Source organism: Lysobacter sp. N42, from assembly GCF_004344885.1.
The window spans coordinates 1-5,726 of sequence record NZ_SKFB01000086.1; the positions used below are offsets into that span (position 1 = coordinate 1).

2 tRNA genes and 3 rRNA genes are annotated in these 5,726 nt (G+C 56.5%); all 5 read left to right on the forward strand.

The window, feature by feature from the left end:
* Nucleotides 1–295 precede the first annotated feature (295 nt).
* The 5 genes from EYQ95_RS25720 to rrf all read left to right on the forward strand — a co-directional run bounded on the left by EYQ95_RS25720 (nt 296) and on the right by rrf (nt 5,593).
* Nucleotides 296–1,834, forward strand: a 16S ribosomal RNA gene (locus EYQ95_RS25720).
* Between the two features lie 96 nt (nt 1,835–1,930).
* Nucleotides 1,931–2,006: transfer RNA gene (locus tag EYQ95_RS25725), tRNA-Ala, on the forward strand.
* A 35-nt stretch (nt 2,007–2,041) separates the two neighbouring features.
* Nucleotides 2,042–2,118, forward strand: a tRNA-Ile gene (locus tag EYQ95_RS25730).
* Between the two features lie 286 nt (nt 2,119–2,404).
* Nucleotides 2,405–5,269: ribosomal RNA gene (locus tag EYQ95_RS25735) — 23S ribosomal RNA — on the forward strand.
* A gap of 209 nt (nt 5,270–5,478) precedes the next feature.
* A 5S ribosomal RNA gene (rrf, locus tag EYQ95_RS25740) occupies nt 5,479–5,593 on the forward strand.
* The 16S, 23S and 5S rRNA genes sit together here with 2 tRNA genes alongside, the layout of an rRNA operon.
* Nucleotides 5,594–5,726 lie beyond the last annotated feature (133 nt).

The following is a 5,726-nucleotide window of genomic DNA, read 5'->3' on the forward strand; positions in this document are numbered from 1 at the left end:
CGATCACAAGGTGTTGACAGTGATCGAAAGTGCTGTAAGATGGGCGGCTCACTCGGACGGACTGATGGTTCGGCGGGTTGAGGGAAGAAGGGGAAGGCGCTGAGGCCGGACCTTGCGATCTTTGACAGTGTGCGCAGGTGACTTGTGCGGGCGTCTGGTGGTGGATGACTGTCCATCGCAGATGTCTCGTATCAAGCACAGAGATTCAAGCATGCATATGCAAGCTGAGTTTTGGTGCCTGGACGGGCTCTGCACTTGAAGCTTTAGCTGATCCTTCGGGATTGGCTGCAAAACTTAAGTGAAGAGTTTGATCCTGGCTCAGAGTGAACGCTGGCGGCAGGCCTAACACATGCAAGTCGAGCGGCAGCGGGTCCTTCGGGATGCCGGCGAGCGGCGGACGGGTGAGGAATGCATCGGAATCTGCCTCTTTGTGGGGGATAACGTAGGGAAACTTACGCTAATACCGCATACGTCCTACGGGAGAAAGTGGGGGACCTTCGGGCCTCACGCAGAGAGATGAGCCGATGCCGGATTAGCTAGTTGGCGGGGTAAAGGCCCACCAAGGCGACGATCCGTAGCTGGTCTGAGAGGATGATCAGCCACACTGGGACTGAGACACGGCCCAGACTCCTACGGGAGGCAGCAGTGGGGAATATTGGACAATGGGCGCAAGCCTGATCCAGCCATGCCGCGTGAGTGAAGAAGGCCTTCGGGTTGTAAAGCTCTTTTGTCCGGAAAGAAATCCTGTCGGCTAATACCCGGCGGGGATGACGGTACCGGAAGAATAAGCACCGGCTAACTTCGTGCCAGCAGCCGCGGTAATACGAAGGGTGCAAGCGTTACTCGGAATTACTGGGCGTAAAGCGTGCGTAGGTGGTTCGTTAAGTCTGATGTGAAAGCCCTGGGCTCAACCTGGGAACTGCATTGGATACTGGCGATCTGGAGTGCGGTAGAGGGTAGCGGAATTCCCGGTGTAGCAGTGAAATGCGTAGATATCGGGAGGAACATCCGTGGCGAAGGCGGCTACCTGGACCAGCACTGACACTGAGGCACGAAAGCGTGGGGAGCAAACAGGATTAGATACCCTGGTAGTCCACGCCCTAAACGATGCGAACTGGATGTTGGGTGCAACTTGGCACTCAGTATCGAAGCTAACGCGTTAAGTTCGCCGCCTGGGAAGTACGGTCGCAAGACTGAAACTCAAAGGAATTGACGGGGGCCCGCACAAGCGGTGGAGTATGTGGTTTAATTCGATGCAACGCGCAGAACCTTACCTGGCCTTGACATCCACGGAACCCTGCAGAGATGCGGGGGTGCCTTCGGGAACCGTGAGACAGGTGCTGCATGGCTGTCGTCAGCTCGTGTCGTGAGATGTTGGGTTAAGTCCCGCAACGAGCGCAACCCTTGTCCTTAGTTGCCAGCACGTAATGGTGGGAACTCTAAGGAGACCGCCGGCGACAAGCCGGAGGAAGGTGGGGATGACGTCAAGTCATCATGGCCCTTACGGCCAGGGCTACACACGTACTACAATGGTGGGGACAGAGGGCTGCAAACCCGCGAGGGCGAGCCAATCCCAGAAACCCCATCCCAGTCCGGATTGGAGTCTGCAACTCGACTCCATGAAGTCGGAATCGCTAGTAATCGCAGATCAGCATTGCTGCGGTGAATACGTTCCCGGGCCTTGTACACACCGCCCGTCACACCATGGGAGTCTGTTGCACCAGAAGCAGGTAGCTTAACCTTCGGGAGGGCGCTTGCCACGGTGTGGCCGATGACTGGGGTGAAGTCGTAACAAGGTAGCCGTATCGGAAGGTGCGGCTGGATCACCTCCTTTAGAGACCGGCAGCACTGCTGCCAGGCGCCCGCACAAGACACCTGCATTCGAAGTTCCAGAAATCCCACGGGGGATTTGAGGAGCGTCCCGCACCACGGGGCTTTAGCTCAGCTGGGAGAGCACCTGCTTTGCAAGCAGGGGGTCGTCGGTTCGATCCCGACAAGCTCCACCATCTCGCGCGGCCTTTTGTTTGCGGCAAGCAACATCGGGTCTGTAGCTCAGGTGGTTAGAGCGCACCCCTGATAAGGGTGAGGTCGGTGGTTCGAGTCCTCCCAGACCCACCATGATGCGAGTCCCGCTCGGGACACTTCGAATGCCTGCACACACTTAAAGATTGGAACCGCACGGGCGCTGAGGCCGGTGANAAGATTGGAACCGCACGGGCGCTGAGGCCGGTGAGGTGTTCTTTGACAAACTGGATGTAGCGAGCGTTTTAGACGAATGTCTACAGACGTGTCGTGAGGCTAAGGCGGGGATCCTCGAGATCCCTAAAAATTGAGTCGTTGAATTCGCGTGCGGGCTTTGTACCCCCGCACAGAAGTACGACCCCGAGGCGACTTGGGGTTATATGGTCAAGCGAATAAGCGCACACGGTGGATGCCTTGGCGGTCAGAGGCGATGAAGGACGTGGCAGCCTGCGAAAAGCGCGGGGGAGCTGGCAACAAGCATTGATCCCGCGATGTCCGAATGGGGAAACCCACCTAGCAATAGGTATCCTGCAGTGAATACATAGCTGCTGGAAGCGAACCCGGAGAACTGAAATATCTAAGTACCCGGAGGAAAAGAAATCAACCGAGATTCCCTCAGTAGTGACGAGCGAACGGGGACCAGCCCTTAAGCTGGATTGGTTTTAGCAGAACAACCTGGAAAGGTTGGCCATAGACGGTGATAGCCCGGTATGCGAAAAGGCCATTTCAGTGAAATCGAGTAAGGCGGGGCACGTGAAACCCTGTCTGAACATGGGGGGACCATCCTCCAAGGCTAAATACTCCTGACCGACCGATAGTGAACCAGTACCGTGAGGGAAAGGCGAAAAGAACCCCGGAGAGGGGAGTGAAATAGACCCTGAAACCGTGTGCGTACAAGCAGTCGGAGCCCGCAAGGGTGACGGCGTACCTTTTGTATAATGGGTCAGCGACTTACTGTTCGTGGCGAGCTTAACCGTATAGGGGAGGCGAAGGGAAACCGAGTCTGATAAGGGCGCATAGTCGCGGGCAGTAGACCCGAAACCGGGTGATCTAGTCATGCCCAGGGTGAAGGTCGGGTAACACCGACTGGAGGCCCGAACCCACTCCCGTTGCAAAGGTAGGGGATGAGGTGTGATTAGGAGTGAAAAGCTAATCGAACCCGGAGATAGCTGGTTCTCCTCGAAAGCTATTTAGGTAGCGCCTCGTATGTATCCTCTCGGGGGTAGAGCACTGTTATGGCTAGGGGGTCATTGCGACTTACCAAACCATTGCAAACTCCGAATACCGAGACGGACTGTACGGGAGACACACGGCGGGTGCTAACGTCCGTCGTGAAAAGGGAAACAACCCAGACCCACAGCTAAGGTCCCAAATTCATCGCTAAGTGGAAAACGATGTGGGAAGGCACAGACAGCCAGGAGGTTGGCTTAGAAGCAGCCACCCTTTAAAGAAAGCGTAATAGCTCACTGGTCGAGTCGGCCTGCGCGGAAGATTTAACGGGGCTAAGCGATGAACCGAAGCTTGGGGTGCACAACTTGTTGTGCGCGGTAGAGGAGCGTTCCGTAAGCCGTTGAAGGTGGCTTGAGAAGGCTGCTGGAGGTATCGGAAGTGCGAATGCTGACATGAGTAACGATAATGCGGGTGAAAACCCCGCACGCCGAAAGCCCAAGGTTTCCTTGCGCAACGTCAATCGGCGCAGGGTGAGTCGGCCCCTAAGGCGAGGCTGAAAAGCGTAGTCGATGGGAAGCTGGTTAATATTCCAGCACCTCGCGTAAGTGCGATGGAGGGACGGAGAAGGTTAGGCAGGCCGGGCGTTGGTTGTCCCGGTGAGAGGGTTGAGGCGGTGCTCCTAGGCAAATCCGGGAGCGCAACGTTGAGACCAAGGACGAGTCCTTTTGGACGAAGCTGCTGATATCACGCTTCCAGGAAAAGCTCCTAAGCTTCAGCTTACGCAGACCGTACCGTAAACCGACACAGGTGGGCAGGATGAGAATTCTAAGGCGCTTGAGAGAACTCGGGTGAAGGAACTAGGCAAAATAGCACCGTAACTTCGGGAGAAGGTGCGCCCTTTCCGGTTAACAGCTAGGAAGGGCCGCAGTGACCAGGCCGCTGCGACTGTTTATCAAAAACACAGCACTCTGCAAACACGAAAGTGGACGTATAGGGTGTGACGCCTGCCCGGTGCTGGAAGGTTAAGTGATGGGGTTAGCCGCAAGGCGAAGCTCTTGATCGAAGCCCCAGTAAACGGCGGCCGTAACTATAACGGTCCTAAGGTAGCGAAATTCCTTGTCGGGTAAGTTCCGACCTGCACGAATGGCGTAACGACAGCGGCGCTGTCTCCACCCGAGACTCAGTGAAATTGAAATCGCTGTGAAGATGCAGCGTTCCCGCGGCAAGACGGAAAGACCCCGTGAACCTTTACTATAGCTTTACACTGAACGTTGAGTTCGTCTGTGTAGGATAGGTGGGAGGCTGTGAAACCGAGGCGCCAGCTTCGGTGGAGCCATCCTTGAAATACCACCCTGATGTGCTTGACGTTCTAACCTGGCTCCGTCATCCGGAGCGGGGACCGTGTATGGTGGGTAGTTTGACTGGGGCGGTCTCCTCCCAAAGAGTAACGGAGGAGCACGAAGGTACGCTCAGCGCGGTCGGACATCGCGCACTGTGTGCAAAGGCATAAGCGTGCTTGACTGCAAGATCGACGGATCAAGCAGGTACGAAAGTAGGTCTTAGTGATCCGGTGGTTCTGTATGGAAGGGCCATCGCTCAACGGATAAAAGGTACTCCGGGGATAACAGGCTGATACCGCCCAAGAGTTCATATCGACGGCGGTGTTTGGCACCTCGATGTCGGCTCATCACATCCTGGGGCTGTAGTCGGTCCCAAGGGTATGGCTGTTCGCCATTTAAAGTGGTACGCGAGCTGGGTTCAGAACGTCGTGAGACAGTTCGGTCCCTATCTGTCGTGGGCGTTGGAGATTTGAGAGGGGCTGCTCCTAGTACGAGAGGACCGGAGTGGACGAACCTCTGGTGTTCCGGTTGTCACGCCAGTGGCACTGCCGGGTAGCTATGTTCGGAAGCGATAACCGCTGAAAGCATCTAAGCGGGAAGCGCGCCTCAAGATGAGATCTCCCGGGAGCTCGACTCCCCTGAAGGAACCATCAAGACCAGGTGGTTGATAGGCTGGGTGTGTAAGCGCAGCAATGCGTTGAGCTAACCAGTACTAATGATCCGTGCGGCTTGACCATATAACCTCAAGTGGTTTTGGGTGCGAATCCCTCGCAACGGCCCGCACATCCCTGTGCGGACTCTTCAAAGGGTCGCTTCAAAACACCTTAGCTTCGTGACACGTCACGACATTCACTGCTCGCTACATCCACCCCTTTTCCGCCCAGGTAGCAATACCTGTCGGTATCAGTCGAGAGGCCGGCGCTGCAAAGCGACCCTCCACCCTCTCCCTGGTGACCATAGCGGTGTGGAACCACCCGATCCCATTCCGAACTCGGAAGTGAAACGCACCCGCGCCGATGGTAGTGTGGCTCAAGCCATGCGAGAGTAGGTCATCGCCAGGGTCTTTATCCCGCAACCCCCCAGCCGTGAAAACGGGTGGGGGGTTGTCTTTTGTGGTCGGCGAAACAGGCCGCGCCCCAACCCGTACGGCATGCTCGCGCCGCCCGCGGGCAACCCTCGGGGCCACGGGTGCAG